Genomic DNA, 15,911 nt, shown 5'->3' with positions numbered 1-15,911 from the left:
CATGCGCAACCATACCGGCGCGGGCCGGCGGGCCAGGATGCTGCTGGCTTCCCTGGCGGTTCTGTGCCTCTGGGCCGGCTGGGCGGCGCCGGTGTCGGCGGCCGACCGGCGGGTGATCCCGCTGTCGAACCTGCGTGACGGCCAGCCCGAGGTCACCCTCAACGGCGAGACGGAGACGGTGGCTCTGCGCGCCGTCCTGCCGCCGGTGATCGGGCTGGCGTCGGCCATGCTGACGCTGACCTACGAGAACGGCATCGACATCCTGCCCGAGAAGGGGGCGCTGTCGGTCTTCATCAATGGCGCGCCGGTGGCGGATCTGCCGCTTTCCGCCTTCAAGGGGCCGGTCAACGCCTCCATCACCCTGCCGGCCAACCTGATCCGTCCCGGCGAGAACCAGATCGTCTTCCAGACCAGCGCCCAGCACCGCGCCATCTGCACGGTGCGCGGCACCTATGACCTGTGGGCGCGGGTCAATCTGGCCGCCTCGTCGCTGACCCTTTTGTCGGATGGCGGCGTTCCGGAGCCGGACCTGGCGATGATCCGTCAGCTTCTGGCCGCGGCCGACCGCGCGCGCGAGCCGCTGGCGATCCTCCAACCCGGCAGCGAGATCGACGCCGATCATCTCGGCTGGGGCTCCATGGTGGCGCAGTCCTATGGCCTGCTGCTGGGCGATCAGACCCCGCGGGTGGTGGCGGTTCCGGTGAAGCCGGCGGGCGGTGTGGCGCCGACGTTGGAGAGCCTGCCCCTGCCGGGCAGCAAGAACATCCTGATCGGTACCCGCGACCGCATCGCCCCGCTGTTGGGCGAGACGCGCGCCGCCGCCATCAGCGGCCCATTCCTTGCCGTCTATCCCGTTTCCGCCACCACCGGCGGGAGCGCCGATTCCCTGCGTGGCGGCTTCGTCGCCGTCGCCTCCGGCCGGACGCAGCAGGAGGTCGACCAGGCGGTGATGCGGCTTGCCGATCTGTCCCGGCCGCTGCCGACGCAAACCGCCATGATCGTGACCGACGCGAGGGCGCCGGCGGTCCCGCCGACCGCGCCGGCGCAGGTGGAAGGACGCTACCACCTGTCGGAGCTGGGCTTCCGGACCGTGCAGCACAGCGGCTATCGTTATAGCGGCCGCATCGGCCTGACCCTGCCGGTTGGCTTCGCCCCGGTCAGCGACCGCTCCATCCTGTTCCATGTCAACGCCGTGTTCGAGGGCAATCTCGGCCCCGGCGCCGTGCTGAACGTCCGGGTGAACGGCAAGTCGGCCGGCGCCATCGAGGTCGACAAGCGGTCCAGCGGCGTGATCGACAATGGCGAGATGCCGCTGCCGATGGAGCTGTTCCGGCCCGGCCCCAACCAGATCGAGATCGAGGCGGAATTGCCGCCGGCCGGCGGCACCGACTGCGTCTTCGCGGTGCGGCGCCCGGGCTTCACCCTGCTGGACAGCTCCAGCATCGAAATCCCCGGCTTCGCCCGGCTGGTCACGCTGCCCAATCTCGGCGGCTTCGCCAACACCGCCTTCCCCTATGGCGGCATGGCCGCGGGAGAGCATGCGCCGCCCTTCGACCTTGTCGTCGTCGGGCGCGATCCCGCCTGGTTCGGGGCGGCCTGGAGCCTGACCGCCAAGCTGGCGCAGCGGGCGGGTGACCTGATGGCGGTGGTGCCCTATGTCGGCTGGGACGGCGTGCCGGACGACAATGCCCTGATCGTCGGCCCGGTCGCGGCACTGCCACAGGCCGTCTTCGCCTCCGCCCCGCTTCCAGCCGACCGTCTGGCCAGCCTTCTGGAGGCCGGCTCCCTGATCGCCCAGGCCAAGGCCCGCGGCGAACCGATGGCGAGCGCCGACCGCCGCGCCCTGGCGGAGCGGCTGCGGCTGGGTTGGTCCGGCAACGGCGCCCGTCCGCCCACGGCGCGGCCGGGGGCGGGGACGCCGCAGAGTCCGGGGCAGCCGTTCGCCCTGGCGGGCTCGGCCCTGGCGGCCGACGGCGGCGCCAGCAACCGCTGGCAGCGCCTGGCCGGCGATGCCAAGGAGCAGTCCGGCGGCGGGCGGAGCTGGGTGCCGGACTGGGCACGGCGGGTCATGGCGGCGGCGGCGCGCTATATCAGCCACTGGACGGTGGAGGAGGCGCAGATCGACGTCGTGGCGTTGACCGAGAACGCCGACATGCTGCCGGAGGCGGCCCTGCTGCAATATCGGGGGCAGGGGGCGGAGCCGCTGACCTGGACGCTGCTGACCGCGGCCGATTCGCGCGCCATCGACCGGGCGATGCGCAGCCTGGGCGATGCCGGATCCTGGGACAAGCTGCGCGGCGGCGGGGCGCTGTGGAGCAGCGCCGCGCCTGCCGTCACCAGCCTGGAAGCGTCGCATCCTTACCAAATCATTCTCAATCCCTTTGACATCGGCAATCTGATCCTGATTCTGGCCCGCAACCTGTCGCAGCGGATCGAGCTTCTGTTCGCCCTGCTGCTGGGGACGGGGGTCGTGCTGACGGCCAGCATGCGCCTGCTGCTGAAGAGCGGGCATCGGGAACGGAGCGGGTCATGACGGCATCGCGTCGCGGGGTCTTGATCGGAACGGCGGCCCTTGGACTGGCCGCGGCGCTGCCGCGGACGTCACGGGCCGCCCCGTTCGACGCGGCCGCGTGGCGCCGCTATGCCGAGCGCTTCCTGCTGCCGGAGGGGCGCATCGTCGACACCGGCAACAAGGGCATCAGCCATTCCGAAGGGCAGGGCTACGGCATGCTGCTGGCGGCGGCGGCCGGCGACCACGCCGCCTTCGACCGGCTGTGGGGCTGGACCCAACGCGTGCTGATGGTGCGCGGCGACGGTCTGGTCGCCTGGCGCTGGACGCCGGATGGCGGGGTCGCCGACCGCAACAACGCGTCGGATGGCGACATGCTGATCGCCTGGGCGCTGCTGCGCGCCGCCGAGGTCTGGCAGGCCGAAGCCTACCGCTCCGCCGCGACCGCCATCGTCAAGGCGCTGGCCGCCGGGCTGCTGGTGGAGCAGGCGGGGCTGACCGTCCTGCTGCCGGGGCGCGACGGCTTCCGCAAGGGCGACACGCTGGTCCTCAATCCCAGCTATTGGATCTTTCCGGCCATCCGCGCCTTCGCCGCCCTGGCCGGCGGCGAGCGCTGGAACCGGCTGACCGATTCCGGGCTGATCCTGCTGTCCAAGGCGCGCTTCGGCGAGTTCCAGCTGCCGCCGGACTGGATGACGCTGGATGCCGCCGGGACGGTGGGCATCGCCGACGGCTTCAAGAAGCAGTATGGCTATGACGCCATCCGGGTTCCGCTCTATCTGGCCTGGGACGGCTACCGCGATCCCTATTATTTCCACCCCTACGCCAGTCTGGCGGCGAAGTTCGGCGGCAAGGCGGTTCCCGCCACCGTCTCGTTGCCGGGCGGCACCACCACCCAGGTGGCGGCGTCGGTCGGCATGCTGGCGGTCTACCGGCTGGCCTGCCGGCTGGCGGGAAACGGCGATGCGGTGACGGTGCCGCCGCCGGCGCCGGACGACGATTACTACTCCGCCACCTTGGCCCATCTGTCAGCGCTGGCGGCACAAAGCCTGGGAATCGATCCGTGAGCCGTCCTCTCCTGCTTCCAGCCCTTGTCCTCGCCGGCATCGCCGTGACCGCCGGCTTGACCGACGCCCGCGCGCAGTCGAACGGCGGCGCCCGCGCGCTCGCCCCCGGCGTGAAGGTGGAGGTGGCGCCCGCCCCCGGCAGCGGCTCCGCCCCCGCCGCCGGCAAGGTGGACGAGACGGCGTTGCGTTACTACGCCCGCATCGGCGACGGCGAGCGGCTGGAGGCGGAGATCGCCCGCCTGCGGGCACTCGATCCCGGTTGGGAACCGCCGAAGGACCTGTTCGCGCCGCAGCCGACCACCCCGGGCGTCGACGAGTCTCCGTTCTGGAGCCTGCTTTCCGCCGGCAAGGTGGCGGAGGCGCGGGCGGCCGTGGCCGAACAGCGGCGCAAGTCCCCCTCCTGGCGGCCATCGGAAAAGCTGCTTCAGGAGATGGACCTCGCCGAGAGCGCCGGGCGCATCCGGTCCGCCAGCGATACCAAGCGCTGGCAGGATGTGGTCGATGCCGCCGCCGCGACCCCGGAGGCGGTGGCCTGCAACCGGCTGGACAATGCCTGGCGGCTGGCGGAGGCCTATGCCGAGCTGAAGCAGACCGACCGTGCCTTCGACACCTACAAGACCATCGTCACCACCTGCCCCAAGGCGAAGGAGCGGCGCGACACCATCTTCAAGGCGTCGCGCTATTTCGGCCCCGACCGGCTGCGCGAGCTGAGCGCGCTGGGCGCCACCGCCAATCCGGCGACCGGGGAGGATTACTCCACCGTCCGCACCGCGGAGGCGGAGCTGGAGACCGGCCGACTGCTGGAGCGGCTGGGCAACGCCAAACCGGGGGCCAAAGCGGGAGCCCTGTCTGCGGCCGACCTGTCGCGGGTCCAGGGGATCATCCGCGACAAGCAGGATGCCGACGGCGCCATCGCGCTCGGCTGGTATTTCCAGAAGCAGAGGAATTTCGCCGAGGCGCAATCCTGGTTCTCCCAGGCCAATGGCTGGGCGCCGTCCGACAAGGCGGCGGAAGGGCTGGTCCTCGCCTACAACGGGTTGGGCGAGAAGGCGCAGGCCCGTGCCGCCGCCGCCCCGTGGAAGGGGAAGTCGAGCCGCGTCGATCAGGCGCTGAAGGCGGTCGATCCGCCGCGCGCGCCCGCGTCGGGCGGGCGCGGCGCGCCGCAGGGACCGAGCGAGCTGGACCGGGCTCTGGCCCGCCATGATTTCGCCGAATGCCTCGCCATCATCCGCAACACCATCTCCAGGAGCGGCCCGACCGCCGCCCTGGTGCAGCAACGCGGCTGGTGCCTGTTGGAGCTGAAACGCCCGTCGGAGGCCGAAGCCGCCTTCGCCGAGGCGCAGACCCTGGCCGCGCGCGAACCGGCCAAGGCGCCGGCCAAGGCTGGGGCGCCGGCGTCGTCGTCCGCGTCGGGTCAGGACTCCGCCCAGGCGTCCGGTCGCACTCTTTCGGCCACGGGCCTGCCGCAGGCGGCGACGCCGGCGCAGGAGAACGCCTATGGTCAGGCCGTGGCGCGGCTGGCGACCGGCGACACCGCCGGCCTGACCCGTGATCTGCCGCGCGCCAACATGACCCCGGCGCAGAAGGCGGAAATCCGTGCCGCCCTGATGGCGACGGAGGCGAACCGGGCGCTGGAGGACAAGCGCTACAACGACGTGCTGCGTCTTCTCGACGCCCGCAAGGAGTTGGAGCCGGAACCGCGGAATCTCGGCATCCTGCGCGGCTGGGCGCTGTACAACCTCTGGCGCTATGACGAGGCCTACCGGCAATTCAAGTCCATCGACGACCGGCTGAGCACGCCGGAGTCGCGCGAGGGCGTGAGCGTCACCTGGAAGACGATCTACCATGACTGGTGAGGGAGCCCCGATGCCCGAGACTCCGACATCCGCCGCCCCGCGGTTCCCCATGGCCCGGCGCCGTTGGCGCAATGCCGCGCTGTGGACGGTGCTGGCCGCGGCAACCCTGCTGACCTCCGGCTGCGCCGGCTGGGTTCGTGACAATCTGACCCAGACGCCCACGCCCTGGCGGCGGATCCAGCCGGCGGCGCTGCCGGTGACCTTGCCGGACAGCCGTGACTTCTCCATCGTCGCCGCCCGCATGCGCGATACCGGCGCCGTCTACAAGACCTACATCGTGGCGTTGGCCAACCCGACGATCCTGCCCGGCGAGAACCGCCTGACCATCGACGTCCACACCCTGCCCGACAGCCTGTTCGGCGCCCTGGTCCAGCCACCGCGCGTTTTCCCCGTGCCGCTCTATACGATGGAAACGCTGACGGAGACGACGCGGCACGAATTTCCCGACATGCGCGTGAAGGTCGCCGACGCCGCCCGCCGCAACCGCTATGGCGACTATGACTATGTCGTCGCCCAGGACGAGGCGAACAGCTGCGTCCTGGCCTGGCAGCTGATCACCGACCATAAGCGGATGCTGCCGGAGCGGATCGAGGCGGTGCGGCTGGAATACCGGGTTTGCGGCGTCGGTTCCAACATCCGGGCCTTGCTGGCGCCCTTCGACGGCCTGTCGTTGACCCTGCCGGAAACGGTGCTGGAAGCGCAGGATCTGGGCGGACTGTAGGGGAGCGGGCGGGACAGCCGCGTCCCTTTGCTGTAATCAGGGGTGGACCCGCGTCTCCAGAGTTCAGGGCCCGCCCGCGATGACCACCGTATCCGAAGCGCTGCGCCTGGCCGTCGGCCTGCATCAGGGCAACCGGCTGGCCGAGGCGGCGGACATCTACCGGAAGATCATCGAGGCGGCTCCGGCCGTCGCCGATGCGTGGCATCTGCTGGGCGTGCTGCACCACCAGTCCGGGGAATCGGCCGAGGCGGTGCGCCTGATCGGCGAGGCGATCAGGCGGGATCCCCTGTGCGCCGCTTACCATGACAATCTCGGATCGGCATTGCGGGCGGTGAACCTGGCATCGCCGGCGGCCGGGCATCACCGGGCCGCGATGGCGATCGATCCCGGCTGGGTCAAGCCGTTCGGCAACCTCGCCGGTGCCCTGACCGACCTTGGCGACGGCGATGGTGCGGCGGGCGCTCTGCGCCGGGCCTTGCGGCTGGCGCCGGACAGCGACAGCTATCTGCTGCGGCTCGGCGACTGTCTCTATGCCCTGGACCGGACGGCGGAGGCGGAAATGCTGTACCGGCGCCTCGACACGCTCCAGCCCGGCCGTCCCGATTGCCTTTACCGGCTGGGCCAATGCCGGCTGGCGGCGAGCCGGCTGATGGACGCCGGGCTCGCGACCGCCCGGAGTCTGGTCGACCGCGCGGCGATGACGGAGGCCATCGCCTGTTTCGCCAGTGCCGCCACCGCCGGGCACGCCGATGCCGCGAAGAACCTGTTCGGCACCGCCATCGTCGCCATTCAGACCGGGGTGATGGACGATGGGACGCTGGAGCGGACCGCCGCCATCGGGCGGCGGCGCCTGATGGTGGAGACCAGGGACAGCGTCGCCCTGTCGGTGGTCTGCTATCACCTCTATCGGCGGGAGCGGCTCGACCTCGCCTGCCGCTATTTCCGCAAATACGCCCGTCACTGGACCCCGCCGGAGATCGCCGCCGATTTCGAGATGCTGCTGTGGTCGATGGTGCGTAGCGAGCCGGCCTTCTTCGAGCGTCTGACCGTCGAGCCGCCGGCCTGCTTCACCCGCGCCGGCCGCCGCCTGCCGGTTCCGCCCAAGGCCGATGGGAGGGCGATCCTGCTGGTGGGGTGCGATGGGGAGTATTGGCGCCGGTTCGGCGCCGGTTTCCTTGCCACATGGCGGGAGCGGGCGGGGACCTGCGCCCTGCATGTCCATGTCGTCAACCCGTCCGGCGCCATCGAAATGGATCTGATGCGGTTGGCGGGGGAGGGGGATGGAGCGCTGTCGCTGTCCTTCGAGACCATCGATCTCGGCGGCCTGCCGGAGCCGGTGCGGCTGACCTATTTCGCCTCCGCCCGCTTCGCGGTGACGCGGCAGCTCCTGCGGCGGGGCGCGGGGCCGGTGATCCAGGTCGATCTCGATGCCCATCTGCTCGCCGATCCGGGGGCGGCGATGGCGGAGTGGCCGGACTGGGACGTCGCGGTGATGCAGGACCGCCGCCGACGCGGGCCGACGCGTGATTTCCTCGCCGGCTTCCTCGCTTTCAACCGGACGCCCGCCGCGTTGCGCTATCTGGACCTCGTCGTCGCCTATATCGGCCGGCATTTCGACCAGGGGCGGGCGTTCTGGGGGCTGGATCAGGCGGCCCCCTATTGCACCCATGACCATCTGGCGCGCAGCGGTGCCGCACCGCGTCTGATCCGGTTCGATTTCGAAGCCTTCCCCTTCCTGCATTTCCTGGAAAAATAGCGATGCGGGGCGGCCTTCACGCCGCCTGCTTCACGCCGCCTGCGCCGGTCGGTCCCGCAACCCTTGTTCAAGCGCCCGCCAGCGCGGCTCCACCGCCTCGACCGCGCGCTGCTTGACCGGGCCGAAGCCGCGGATCTGCTGGGGCAATGCCGCCAGCTCCACCGCGATGGCGAGCCGGTCGGCCGACAGCCGCCCGGCGATCTCCGCCACCGTCGCCTCGTAGCGGGCGATCAGGGCGCGTTCCATCCTGCGTTCCGCCGTTCGGCCGAACGGGTCCAGCGCCGTGCCGCGCAGCCGTTTCAGCGCCGCCAGACCACGAAAGACCGGCAGGATCCAGGCGCCCAGCGTCATCTTGCGCGGCGCGCCATGGCCGTTGGTCCGCCGCGCCAGCAGGGGCGGGGCGAGGTGGAAGAGCGGCTTCCAGTCGCCCTCGAACCGGTCCTCCAGGCTTTTGCGGAAGGCCGGATCGCTGTGCAGGCGGGCCACCTCATACTCGTCCTTGTAGGCCATCAGCTGGAAGGCGCTGCGCGCCACCGCCTCGGCCAGCGCGGTCGAGCCGGGAGCGACGCGCGCTTCGGCCCGGCGTGCCCGTTCCACCAGCGCGCGGAAGCGGTCGGCATAGGCGCGATCCTGATAGGCGGTCAGGAAGTCCGCGCGACGCTCGACGATGGTGGCGAGGTCGGTCGCGGGAGCCTGTTCCTCCGTGCCAAGGGCCGCCAGCAATTCCGGCCGATGCGCGGCGAGCCGGCCGAAGGCGAAGGCGCGCAGGTTGGCGGCGACACCGGTGCCGTTCAGCTCGATGGCGCGGGTCAACGCCTCCAGCCCGACCGGCAGCAACCCTTTCTGGAAGGCGACGCCCATCAGGAAGACGTTGGCGAGGATGCTGTCGCCGAACAGGGCGGTGACCACCCGGTTGGCGTCCACCACCTCCACCCGGTCGGGTCCGGCGGCCCGGCGCAGGGAGCGCAGCAGGGATCCGGCGTCGGGCAGTTTGTTGCCGTCGCGGGTGAAGGCGCCGGTCGGGGCGATGCATATTTCGGCGGAAAGCACCCAGCGGGAACGGCGGAAAGCGCCCGGGCAGAACGGTGAAAGCGCCCAGCCGTTTCGGTGAATTCGCCCACCCGTAGGAGTGGTGGTATCGGGGTCCGAACCAGCCTTTGGCATCCCCATGATCTTTCCACGGCACAGGCCAAGGAGGATCGGGATGCCCCGAGCGAGGTCGGACATGCGGCGGATCAGAGAAGTCCTTCGTCTGCGGGATGAGTTTGGCGCCAGCCAACGGCAGATTGCCGATGCCTGCCGGCTGCCGCGCAGCACCGTGCGCGATTACCTGGAGCGGCTACGGGCCTCCGGGCTGCAGTACGCGGATGTGCTGGGCTGGACGGACGTCGAGCTGGAGGAGCGGCTGTTCCCGCCTCCGGTCACGTCGGCGCGCCCGGTGCCCGACTGGCGGCACATCAGCCGGGAACTCGGCCGCCGTGGCGTAACGCTGCGGCTGCTGTGGGAGGAATACCTGGAGGTCCATCCCGGCGGCTATCGCTACACCCAATTCGTCCAGCATTTCCGGGCATGGCAGGGTGCTCATGCCGAGCCGCGTCTGCGCCGGGAACATCGGCCGGGGGCGGCGATCGAGGTTGATTACGCTGGGATGACGCTGACCGTCGGGCTCGGCGCTGAGGCGCGGCAGGCCCAGGTGTTTGTCGCCTGCCTGCCGTATTCGGGCTACGTCTATGCCGAGGCGACCTGGACCCAGCAGGCGGAGGAGTGGCTGGCCTCCCACGCCCGGCTGTTCGAACATCTGGGCGGCGTGCCGGGCAAGCTGGTGCCGGATAACCTCAAGGTCGGCGTCAGCCACGCCTCCTTCTACGATCCGGCGATCAACCCGGCTTATCACGATCTCGCCCGGCACTACCGCACCGCCGTCCTGCCGGCCCGGGTGCGGCGCCCGCGCGACAAGCCCAGCGCCGAGAACGGCGTGCAGCAGGTCGAGCGGCGGGTGCTGGCCCCGCTGCGCGATACGCCCTTCGCCACGCTGGACGCCGCCAACGCGGCCTTGCGCGACAAGCTGGCCACCCTCAATGCCGCTCCCTTGAGCCGCCGGCCGCAGGACACGCGCGCCGGCCTGTTCGCCGCCGAGGAGCAGCCGACCCTGCGCCCCTTGCCGCCGGACCGCTTCGTGCCGGGCACCTGGGCGCGCCACAAGGTCCCGCCCGACTATCATCTCGCTCTCGACGGCGGCGTCTACTCGGTGCCCCACACGCTGATCGGCAAGACGGTCGACGTGCACAGCACCGCCGGCGTGATCAGCGTCTTCCTGCGCGGCAAGCGGATGGCCTGCCATGTCCGCCGGCAGGACGGCGCCACCGTGACGCTGGACGCCCATCGCCCCGCCAACCACCGGGCCGTCGCCCGCTTCACCCCCGATGCCATCCAGACCGAACTGGCCGCCATCGGCCCGGCCGCCGCGCTGCTGTTCGAACGCATCCTGGCCGGCGCCGATCACCCCGAACAGGCGGTGCGGGCCGGGATCGGCCTGATCCGCTTGGCGGCCACCCACGGCACCAGCCGGCTGGAGCAAGCCTGCCAGGCGGCGCTGGAGGCCAACGTCGGATCCTACCGCTACGTCCAGCGCTGGTTGACCGCTCCCCCGGCCACAACGGCGGACGCGGCCGGTGCCGGCGAGCACACCAATCTGCGCGGCCCTTCCTACTATCACTGACGGAGATACGATGATGAAGCACGTCAACCACGAGCGGCTGCGCCAGTTGCGGCTGTACGGCATGGCCAAGGGGTTGGAGGCGCTGGAACGCCTGCCCGATCGCGGCCAACTGGCCTTCGACGAGCAGTTGGGCACGCTGATCGAGCGGGAAGCGGCAGAGCGCGCCAACACCGCACTCGCCAGCCGACTGAAACGTGCCCGGCTGCGCCAGACGGCCTGCCTGGAGGACCTCGACCTGCGCACCCCGCGTGGGCTCGATCGCGGTGTTGTGCGCGAGCTGGCCACCGGGCGCTGGGTGAAGGAGAACCGGCCGGTTCTGATCACCGGCCCGACCGGGATCGGCAAGACCTGGCTGGCCTGTGCACTCGGCAACCAGGCGGCGCGGGAAGGCCACAGCGTACTCTACACCCGGCTGACCCGCCTGCTGGACGATCTGGCCACCGCCCGCCTGGACGGTTCGCTCGCCCGGCTGCTGCGACGGATCGCCCGGCTCGACCTGCTGATCCTGGATGACTGGGCGATGACCGAGCTGACCGCGCCTCAGCGCCTGGACCTGATGGAGGTGATCGATGACCGCCACGACCGGGCCGCAACCATGCTGGCCACCCAAGTTCCCGTGGCCAACTGGCATCGGCTCATCGGCGATGCCACCTACGCCGACGCCATCCTCGACCGCCTCGTGCATCGGGCCTACCGCATCGACCTGCATGGCGACTCCATGCGCCGCACCAAGGCCGATGCCGCCAGCGAAACCCCCGACACCTAAGGCCGGTGCTTGGCAACCAAACCCACAACCTTCATAACGTAAATCCAGGGTTCGGCCCCGGCTCCCACCAGCTTGCAATTCGGGTGGGCGCTTTCGCCGAAACGGTGGGCGCTTTCAACCGAAACGCCTGGGCGAATTCGCCGAAATACGCAGGGCGACATGGGCGTTCGCCACCACCCGCGTCCGGCCCAGCCGCACCGTCTTCAGCGCTTCCGGGGACGCCGCGACCACCGTATCGCAGGCCAGCACCAACTGTGCCCGCTTCGGATCGATGCGTGCCTGGTTCAGCCGCGCCGCATCCTCCGCCACGCGAAGATAGCTGTGGACGGCGCCACCCTTCTGGGCGAAGCCCATGAAGTCGAGCACCGAGGACGCCTTGCCTTCCAGATGGGCCGCCATCGCCAGCACGGCGCCGATGGTGACGACGCCGGTGCCGCCGACGCCGACGATCAGGATCTCGGCCAAGCTCTCGGCCAGCATCTCCGCCGGGTCCTCCGCCGCGCCGCGATGGGGGAGCGGCAGGGCCGCCAGTTCGTCGGCGAAGCGGGCGGCGACCTTGTCGGGGTCCGGCTTGCGCAAGCGGCCGCCGACCACCGAGACGAAGCTGGGGCAAAAGCCGTCGGCACAGGAATAATCCTTGTTGCAGCTGGACTGGTCGATCCGGCGCTTCACCCCGAATTCGGTCGGCTTTGGCTGCACCGATAGGCAGTTGGACTTCCGGCCGCAATCGCCGCAGCCCTCGCAGACCAGATCGTTGATCACCATCCGGCGGGCCGGGTCGGCCAGCGTGCCGCGCTTGCGCCGGCGGCGCTTCTCGGCCGCGCAGGTCTGCTCATAGACCAGGATCGTGACGCCGGGGATGTCGCGCATCTCGCGCTGGACCGCGTCGAGCTCCTCGCGGTGATGCACGGTGGTGAAGGGGGCCAGACCGCTGCGGCCGTCGTATTTCTCCGGTGCGTCGCTGACCACGGCGATGCGGGTGATGCCCTCCGCCGCCAGTTGGCGGGTGATGGCGGGGACGGAGATCGGGCCGTCCACCGGCTGGCCGCCGGTCATGGCGACGGCGTCGTGAACAGGATCTTGTAGGTGATGGTGGCCTTGGCCGCCACCGCCTGCCGGATCGCCAGCAGGCCGGAATGGAAATAGGTGCCCTCGCCCAGATTCTGGAAGATGTGCCGGCGCTTGCTGAAGGGCGCCTGCCCGATCCAGCTCACCCCCTCGCCGCCCATCTGGCTGAGGCCAACCGTGTCGCGGTCCATCCAGGACGCCATGAAATGGCAGCCGATGCCCGCCAGCGCCTTGCTGCCCTCCGGCACCCTGGTCGAGCTGTTGTGCGGACAGCCGGAGCAGAAATAGGGCGTGCGCGCCAGAGAGGGACCGGTGGCGGCGGGCGCCTCGTCCGGCAGCAGGTCGGCCAGCCGGGTGGAGAAATCCCGCTCGGGCAAGCGATGGCCGATGCGCTCCACCAGCGCCTTGGCGACGATCCAGGGGCGCAGCTCGCCGGTGGCGGGGAGGAGACGGGCGCCGAACTCGTCGGTCTTGCCGACCACGGCGCGCGGCCGCTCGCCGGCCGGCAGGTGGTACAGCAGATCCTTCAGCTGTCCCTCGACGACGGGAGCCTTCTCCTCGACCACCAGGATCTCCTCGGCACCTCGGGCGGCGGACAGGGCGAAATCCGGCTCCAGCGGCCAGGACAGGCCGATCTTGTGGACCGACAGGCCGATCTCCGCCGCCTCCGCCGGGCCGATGCCCAGCAGGCGCAGCGCCTCCATCAGGTCGAGATGGGCCTTGCCGGTGGTGACGATGCGCAGCCAGCCACCGGTTCCGAGGACAGTGCGGTCGATGCGGTTGACGCGGGCGAAGGCCTTCACCGCCGCGATCTTGGCGGCCAGCCGCTCCTCAATGGCGAGGCCGGGCAGATCGGGCCAGCGCTGATGCAGCCCGCCCGGCGGTGGCTCGAACGCCACCGGCAGGAAGCCCTGGTCCAGCGATGGCAGTTGAATGGTGGCGGCGCTTTCCACCGATTCCGAGATCGCCTTGAACCCGACCCAGGCGCCGGAAAAGCGCGACAGGGCGTAGCCGTAGAGGCCGAACTCCAGATACTCGCGCACGCCCGACGGATTCAGCACCGGCATCGACCAGGCGATCATCGCGAGGTCGCTCTGGTGCGGCATGCTGGAGGACACGCCGCCATGGTCGTCGCCGGCCACCGCCAGCACCCCGCCATGCGGCGAGCTGCCATAGGCGTTGGCATGCTTCAGCACGTCGCCGGAACGGTCCAGCCCCGGCCCCTTGCCGTACCACAGCCCGAACACGCCCTCGACGGTGCCTTCGCCGGAGGATTCGACCTGCTGGCTGCCCATGACGGCGGTGGCGCCCAGATCCTCGTTGATGCCGGGGACGAAGCGGATGGCGCGGGCGTCCAGATGCGCCTGCGCCTGCCACAGCGCCTGATCCAGCCCGCCCAGCGGCGAGCCGCGATAGCCGCTGACGAAGCCGGCGGTGTTGAGGCCGGCCCGGCGGTCGCGGTCGGCCTGGAGCAGCAGCAGCCGGACCAGCGCCTGGGTGCCGGAGAGATAGACCTGCCCCTCGGTCCGGCCATAGCGGTCGTCCAGGCGATAGGCGTGGTCGATGTCCGCCCGTTCCGGTCGCAGCCCTTTCGGCATACCGTCCATGTCCCGTCCCCCCGATTATCGTTCGTTGGGACGAGTGTGCGCCCTTCGTGGGCAAATGATTTTGCGGGTTGGCTCGGAATTGGGAGTGTTCGGAAAATCCTTTTTCTGATTGTTGGCTTGGCAAGCGAAGTCTTTGCGTGCGTTCGGGTGGAGTCACTCCCGCCGGGCGGCGCGGCGGTCGGCCCGCATCAGGGCGGCGCCGCGTTCAGCGATCATCACCGTCGGCGTGTTGGTGTTGCCGGAGGTCAGGGTCGGCATCACCGAGGCGTCGATCACCCGCAGGCCACGCAGGCCGCGGACCCGCATTTCGGAATCGGTGACGGCGGTGGGATCGTCCTTGGCGCCCATCCGGCAGGTGCCGACCGGGTGGAAGATGGTGGTGCCGATGTCTCCGGCGGCCCGCGCCAACTCCTCCTCGCTCTGGAAAGCGGGGCCGGGCTTGTATTCCTGCGGATGATAGGGGGCGAGTGCCGGCTGCGCCACGATGCGGCGGGTCAGCGCCAGCGCCTTGGCAGCCTTCGCCCGGTCGGCCGGGTCGGACAGATAGCAGGGGGCGATGGCCGGGTTGGCCCGGTGGTCGGCGGTGGTGATGCGGGTCCAGCCGCGCGAGGCCGGGCGCAGATCGCAGACGCTGGCGGTGAAGGCGGGGAAGGGGTGGAGCGGATCGCCGAACTTCTCCAGCGACAGCGGCTGCACATGATATTCCAGGTCGGCGGTCGCGACCTCGGGAGAGGATCTGGCGAAGACGCCGAGCTGGCTGGGCGCCATGGTCAGCGGTCCCTTGCGGAACAGGGCATATTCCAGCCCCATCATCGCCTTGCCGAACAGGCTGCCGGCCCGCTTGTTCAGCGTCACGATGCCGTCGACCTTGTAGATCATGCGCAGTTGCAGATGGTCCTGGAGGTTGGCGCCGACGTCGGGCGCGTCCAGCAGCACGGGAATCCCGAGTTTCCTAAGATGCTCCGCCGGGCCGATGCCGGAGCGTTGCAGGATCGCCGGGCTGCCGATGGCTCCCGCCGCCAGCACCGTCTCGATCCGCGCGGCCGCCCGTGCCGGCTCCCCCTTCATGGTGAAGCGGATGCCGGTGACGCGGCCGTCGGCGATCTCCACCCTGTCGATGGCGGCGTCGATGGCGAGCTTCAGGTTCGGACGGTCGAGCGCCGGGCGCAGGAAGGCCTTGGCCGCGCTCCAGCGCACGCCGCCCTTCTGGTTCACCTCGAAACTGCCGACGCCGAGATTGTCGCCGCGGTTGAAATCGTCGTTGCGGGGAATGCCGAGCTGCTGCGCCGCCTCGGCGAAGCGGTCGAGCAGGTCCCAGCGCAGCCGCTGCCGCTCCACCCGCCATTCGCCGCCGGCGCCGTGCAGCTCGTCGGCGCCGCGCCAGTAATCCTCGCTGCCCTTGAAGACCGGCAGCACCTCCCGCCAGCTCCAGCGCGAATCGCCGGTGAGGGCGGCCCATTCATCGTAATCGCGCGCCTGTCCGCGCATGGCGATCATGCCGTTGATCGACGAACAGCCGCCCAGCACCTTGCCGCGGGCGTAATGGATGCTGCGGCCGTTCAGCCCCGGTTCGGCCTCCGTCTTGAAGCACCAGTCGGTGCGCGGGTTGCCGATGCAGAACAGATAGCCGGCGGGAATGTGCAGCCAGATCCAGTCGTCCTTGCCGCCGGCCTCCAGCAGCAGGACCGAGATTTCCGGATCGGCCGACAGCCGGTTGGCCAGCACGCAGCCGGCGGTGCCGCCGCCGGCGATGATGTAATCGAAGCCGCCGAAGTCGAGCACGTCCACCATCCTTTCCTTCCCACGGAGTTTTATCGATTTTTCGGATTCATTAGATTGCTG

General features: G+C 70.3%; 9 protein-coding genes and 1 pseudogene. 7 read left to right on the top strand and 3 right to left on the bottom strand.

What is annotated here, in order from left to right:
- Position 1 precedes the first annotated feature (1 nt).
- The 5 genes from AZL_RS27235 (at position 2) to AZL_RS27215 (ending at position 7,909) form a co-directional block, all read left to right on the top strand.
- Entirely contained in the window at positions 2 to 2,533 is a 2,532-nt protein-coding gene (locus tag AZL_RS27235; protein WP_247894477.1) for a cellulose biosynthesis cyclic di-GMP-binding regulatory protein BcsB, read from the top strand.
- Positions 2,530 to 3,576 carry a glycosyl hydrolase family 8 gene (locus tag AZL_RS27230; protein WP_012977617.1) on the top strand — a complete coding sequence of 349 codons (1,047 nt, stop codon included), beginning with the start codon at positions 2,530 to 2,532 and terminating at the stop codon, positions 3,574 to 3,576. The genes AZL_RS27235 and AZL_RS27230 overlap by 4 nt, the downstream gene beginning before the upstream one ends.
- Positions 3,573 to 5,432, top strand: coding sequence for a hypothetical protein (locus tag AZL_RS27225; protein WP_012977616.1), 1,860 nt, complete (start codon positions 3,573 to 3,575; stop codon positions 5,430 to 5,432). The genes AZL_RS27230 and AZL_RS27225 overlap by 4 nt, the downstream gene beginning before the upstream one ends.
- Before the next feature lie 10 nt (positions 5,433 to 5,442).
- The gene (bcsN, locus tag AZL_RS27220; RefSeq protein WP_247894476.1) at positions 5,443 to 6,153 is read left to right on the top strand and encodes a cellulose biosynthesis protein BcsN; all 711 of its coding nucleotides are present in this window, start codon (positions 5,443 to 5,445) and stop codon (positions 6,151 to 6,153) included.
- A gap of 79 nt (positions 6,154 to 6,232) precedes the next feature.
- Complete coding sequence (locus AZL_RS27215; RefSeq protein WP_012977614.1) at positions 6,233 to 7,909, top strand: tetratricopeptide repeat protein; 1,677 nt, start codon at positions 6,233 to 6,235, stop codon at positions 7,907 to 7,909.
- A gap of 30 nt (positions 7,910 to 7,939) precedes the next feature.
- Here AZL_RS27215 and AZL_RS27210 read toward each other — a convergent pair whose 3' ends face one another.
- Positions 7,940 to 8,959: a DUF6537 domain-containing protein gene (locus AZL_RS27210; protein WP_012977613.1), complete on the bottom strand. Its 1,020-nt coding sequence runs from the start codon at positions 8,957 to 8,959 to the stop codon at positions 7,940 to 7,942.
- A gap of 154 nt (positions 8,960 to 9,113) precedes the next feature.
- Here AZL_RS27210 and istA point away from each other — a divergent pair, with 154 nt between their 5' ends.
- Complete coding sequence (gene istA / locus AZL_RS27205) at positions 9,114 to 10,628, top strand: IS21-like element ISAzs2 family transposase (protein WP_012973785.1); 1,515 nt, start codon at positions 9,114 to 9,116, stop codon at positions 10,626 to 10,628.
- Positions 10,629 to 10,638: 10 nt separating this feature from the next.
- Complete coding sequence (gene istB / locus AZL_RS27200) at positions 10,639 to 11,394, top strand: IS21-like element ISAzs2 family helper ATPase IstB (protein WP_012972684.1); 756 nt, start codon at positions 10,639 to 10,641, stop codon at positions 11,392 to 11,394.
- Positions 11,395 to 11,553: 159 nt separating this feature from the next.
- Here the strand turns inward: istB and AZL_RS34865 are convergent.
- Together AZL_RS34865 and AZL_RS27190 are read right to left on the bottom strand one after the other, a co-directional pair.
- Positions 11,554 to 14,060: pseudogene (locus tag AZL_RS34865) on the bottom strand (indolepyruvate ferredoxin oxidoreductase family protein); the annotation flags it as partial.
- A gap of 162 nt (positions 14,061 to 14,222) precedes the next feature.
- On the bottom strand, positions 14,223 to 15,860 hold the full coding sequence (locus tag AZL_RS27190) for a GMC family oxidoreductase (protein ID WP_012977610.1): 1,638 nt from the start codon (positions 15,858 to 15,860) through the stop codon (positions 14,223 to 14,225).
- Positions 15,861 to 15,911: the final 51 nt, after the last annotated feature.

Source organism: Azospirillum sp. B510 (genome assembly GCF_000010725.1).
Lineage (GTDB): Bacteria > Pseudomonadota > Alphaproteobacteria > Azospirillales > Azospirillaceae > Azospirillum > Azospirillum lipoferum_B.
This window is presented reverse-complemented; position numbering and strand designations above follow the sequence as displayed.

What these genes read in the sequence shown, in the direction of transcription:
- AZL_RS27235 (WP_247894477.1), top strand. Translation starts at nt 2, where the DNA reads ATGCGCAACCATACCGGCGCGGGCCGGCGGGCCAGGATGCTGCTGGCT.
- AZL_RS27215 (WP_012977614.1), top strand. Translation starts at nt 6,233, where the DNA reads ATGACCACCGTATCCGAAGCGCTGCGCCTGGCCGTCGGCCTGCATCAG.
- AZL_RS27190 (WP_012977610.1), bottom strand. Translation starts at nt 15,860, where the DNA reads ATGGTGGACGTGCTCGACTTCGGCGGCTTCGATTACATCATCGCCGGC.
- istA (WP_012973785.1), top strand. Translation starts at nt 9,114, where the DNA reads ATGCCCCGAGCGAGGTCGGACATGCGGCGGATCAGAGAAGTCCTTCGT.
- AZL_RS27230 (WP_012977617.1), top strand. Translation starts at nt 2,530, where the DNA reads ATGACGGCATCGCGTCGCGGGGTCTTGATCGGAACGGCGGCCCTTGGA.
- bcsN (WP_247894476.1), top strand. Translation starts at nt 5,443, where the DNA reads ATGCCCGAGACTCCGACATCCGCCGCCCCGCGGTTCCCCATGGCCCGG.
- istB (WP_012972684.1), top strand. Translation starts at nt 10,639, where the DNA reads ATGATGAAGCACGTCAACCACGAGCGGCTGCGCCAGTTGCGGCTGTAC.